The following is a 3,766-nucleotide window of genomic DNA, read 5'->3' as shown; positions in this document are numbered from 1 at the left end:
TTGTGTTCGCCGACTCGCCCCAGGCGCTGAGCTCGCTGGGCGAACGCACCTACCATCACCGCGCCGGCGGCACCCCGCCCGAGACCCATGTGCGCCGCCTGCGCCAGACCAGCCGCGTGCGCCCGGCCAGTGCCACCCTCAAGGACTACAGCTTCAAGCAACCCGCCTACGCGCAACTGCATGACAAGCAGGGCGAAGGGCTCGGCCAGCATGCCCAGCGCGACAGCTACGAGCACTTCGACTACCCCGGGCGCTTCAAGGCCGACCCCTCCGGCAAGGCCTTCACCCGCCACCGTCTGGAATGGCTGCGCCGCGACGCCACCACCGCCGAGGCCGAGAGCAACCTGGCCGAGCTGGCGCCCGGCCGGCGCTTCACCCTCGGCGGCGACGACCTGCCGGCCCCGGGCGACTGGCAGGTGGTCAGCGTGGCGCACCACGGCACCCAGCCCCAGGCCCTGGAAGAAGACGCCGCACAGGCCGACGGCCAGACCACGCTCAACAACCGGCTGAGCCTGGCGCCGGCGGACATCACCTGGCAGGCCGAGCCCGAGCCCCGGCCGCGCATCGACGGCCCGCAGGTCGCCTTCGTGGTCGGCCCCGAGGGCGAGGAGATCTACTGCGACGAACATGGCCGGGTCAAGGTGCAGTTCCCCTGGGACCGCTACGCCAAGCCGGACGAGACCGCCAGCGCCTGGATCCGCGTCAGCCAGGGCTGGGCCGGCGGTGGCTATGGTTTCCAGGCCATCCCCCGGATCGGCCACGAGGTGATCGTCTCCTTCCTGGAAGGCGACCCGGACCAGCCGATCATCACCGGGCGCACCCACCACGCGGTGAACGTGCCGCCCTACGAACTGCCGGCACACAAGACGCGTACCGTGCTGCGCACCCAGACCCACCAGGGCGAAGGCTTCAACGAACTGCGCTTCGAGGACAAGGCCGACCAGCAGCAGATCTGGCTGCACGCCCAGAAGGACCTTGAACTGCTGACCCGCAACGACCGCACCGAGGAAGTCGGCCGCGACAGCGACCTCAAGATCAAGCGCGACCGCATCAGCGAACTCGACCGCGACGACCACCTCACCGTGCACGGCGAACGGCGCACCCAGGTCGACGGCGACGACCACCATATCGTGGGCCAGACCCACCACGAGAACATCGGCCGTGCCCAGCTCGTCAAGGCCGGCAGCGAGGTACATCACAAGGCCGGCATGAAGGTGGTCATCGAAGCCGGCGCCGAGGTCACGCTCAAGGCCGGCGGCAGCTTCGTCAAGCTCGACCCCAGCGGCGTCACCCTCAGCGGCCCGAGCGTGAAGATCAACTCCGGCGGCAGCCCCGGCAGCGGCACCGGCCAGAGTGCCAAGACCCCGATCCTGCCGGGGGAAGCCGAAGAGGAGTCGCACACCGTGATCACGCCGGTCAAACGCCGAGCGCAGCTCACGTCGCTGTTGAAGCAGCCGGCCAGCTGTGAAATATGCGATTCGGATGGCGGAGAGGGGGCTCAGTAAGTGAGTGTATCGGGCCGAGCCACGCATGTGCTGGTGGATGGCGCCTGTTATCCCCGAGCGTTGCAGCGCCTCTATCGACGGGATGATCTGGCCGACATCGAGCCGCTATATCTGCTGACACGCTTCAGGGAGGTCGCGGAACAGGGGCCGATTCTGATCAGGCCTCGCTCCAGCCGGTTTGTGACGGCACTATTGGCGGAGGATGATGGTGAAGCCGCGCGTGCCATGTCGATCATCGAAAGCACCGCCTCTACGCAAGCGCTGAGTGACCATCTCTTGCAGTTCGTCGAGATACAGGTGGAAGGGGATGCCCCTGGTGCGTCTCGCTTGCTGCGTTTTGCCGATCCGCTCGTTACCCGACACTGGCTGGCGAGCTATGGAGAAGCCGTGCCCGCGGAGGTCATGGGGCCCATCGCGACCTGGCAGGTGGCTCACTGGGCGCCGTGCTGGCAATGCCCGCGACCGCTGCAATGGCAAACCTTCAAGGTGGCCGATATATCGACATCGCCCCTTGGCCAGACACCTGTCAGCGAGTTCTCCGGCGCCCAGGCACACATGCTCGATGTCGTAACGCGCTGGCAGTTCAAGGCGCGGGTGAGCCGCTATTTCGACCAGCATGCCCAGGCCGCCTGGCAGCAGATTCCCCGCGAAGAACGGGATGACTGGCTGGAAGCCCGTCTTGACGAGGGGCTGAACTGGGGAGCACAAACTCAGCGACTCATGGCGATCTGGATGGAGCTGGCCCTTCACGGGGGCGCCGACTTCATGACCGCTCGCAATGGTCTGTTTGAACGTTGGCTGGCAGGTGACGTGTCGCGTCGGCAGATGTCACGACAACAGCAGCTACACGCGCTTGATGCCTGGCGCCATGCACCGCAAGGCCGTTAATGCAGGCTCAAGCGTCTACAAGGATGTTACGTCATGTCGAATGAACAACAGAATGCGCGTAATGCCGAGTTCGAGGACAAGCCTCTCGACTCGGCTTCCATGTGTCCGCTGAATATCGAAGCTGCCATTTTTCCGGTGCGCTACGCCATTGATGAAAGCGCCGATAAGCAGGGTTCGGACACACAGGCGGCCGATGGCACCGCGAACGAGGAGAAAGCTCAGGGGCCACACCCCCTGCCGGAAACCTGGCAGGGAGCCTCGCACCCAGCGCTCAACACGCGTAGTTACTGCCTGCGCCAGTTGCGCGACGGCTGGCTGTACGTCTGGGACGAGACCGATGAGACCTTTCACGAATACCGCATCGAGGGTCACCAGTTTACTCGTATTCCCTGGTCGGGAGACGTGGGCACGCAACAGCCCGATGAACGTACTGGCGGAGGCGAGACTCGACCCTATCTGCTCTATCCGTGTCGCAGCCAAATCTGGCTCGCTTATTCATGCGTCCAGTGGACATGGCGTATCTGTGAGCATATGCGCTCGAATGCGTCTGCACGCACCCGCTTCATGCGCCCGCTTAGTATCCGTTCCGCCGTCGAAGCGCCCGAGTCCACGTCTCATGTGGGGCCGCTTAGCGAACTGGGTACGCATGTGGCCGATATCACCCCCGGGGGAGCGGTGCGTGACTTCGAATCAACCACCGTGATGACGCGTGAGCTGGAACAGGAAGAAGCCGAGGGCGAGGGACAGGCAACAGAGTATCCTGATCTGGCCCACAAGCCCGAAATCGCCCAGGCGGCCGTGCTGGGGGCGGTGCCTGATCAGGATGAAGCCTTCTTCGTGGCGCTCGACGATGACCTGGGCATGGTCAATGACCTGACCATGCAGCTACTGGGCATCGAGGCGGCGTATGAGATGTTCGAGGACGAATATGGCCACCGCCTCAAGACCGCTCTGATGGTGCAGCGGCTGTGCGGCATCAGCGAAAGCGAGCTTCCTGAGGGCGTGCCGGATGACCCGGAGCAACAGCGCCAAGCGATCGAAGCCCTAGGTGATTACTATGAGCTGAAGCGCGAGCAACGCAACAGAGGCGCCCGCCCCGGGCCCAATCCGATTCCCGGGCAACTGGAAGCGCGGGAAGCCAAACTGCGGGATCTGGGCATTGATCCCGAGACAGATACCGATGCCGAGGCCTGGCAGAGCAAGCTGTGGTGGCGCAATGATGTGCGTTACGACGAGGCACTGGCCTTCATACAGGCGCGCCAACCCGAGCTGGAACGACTGGAGAGGCAACGTGAACAATGCCGCGCCGATCTGATCATCTGGCTGGATCGGCTGCCGCTCTCGGCGCAGGAGCTGTGTTTCGATGGCTGCAA

Annotated in this window: 3 protein-coding genes; all 3 read left to right on the top strand. The window is 64.6% G+C overall.

What is annotated here, in order from left to right:
• Positions 1 to 1,505, top strand: a 1,505-nt coding sequence (locus HHA01_RS14590; protein WP_141322022.1) for a type VI secretion system Vgr family protein, incomplete at its 5' end; no start/stop codon positions are given.
• Positions 1,506 to 2,393: a DUF4123 domain-containing protein gene (locus HHA01_RS14585; RefSeq protein ID WP_141322019.1), complete on the top strand. Its 888-nt coding sequence runs from the start codon at positions 1,506 to 1,508 to the stop codon at positions 2,391 to 2,393. It begins immediately after the preceding gene.
• A 33-nt stretch (positions 2,394 to 2,426) separates the two neighbouring features.
• The coding region (locus HHA01_RS14580; protein WP_281285712.1) for a T6SS effector BTH_I2691 family protein at positions 2,427 to 3,766 on the top strand (1,340 nt) is incomplete at its 3' end.

This window comes from Halomonas halmophila (assembly GCF_006540005.1).
In the GTDB taxonomy this organism is placed as follows: Bacteria; Pseudomonadota; Gammaproteobacteria; order Pseudomonadales; family Halomonadaceae; genus Halomonas; species Halomonas halmophila.
The sequence above is the reverse complement of the archived record's forward strand: the minus strand, read 5'-3'. Positions and strand labels throughout refer to the sequence as shown.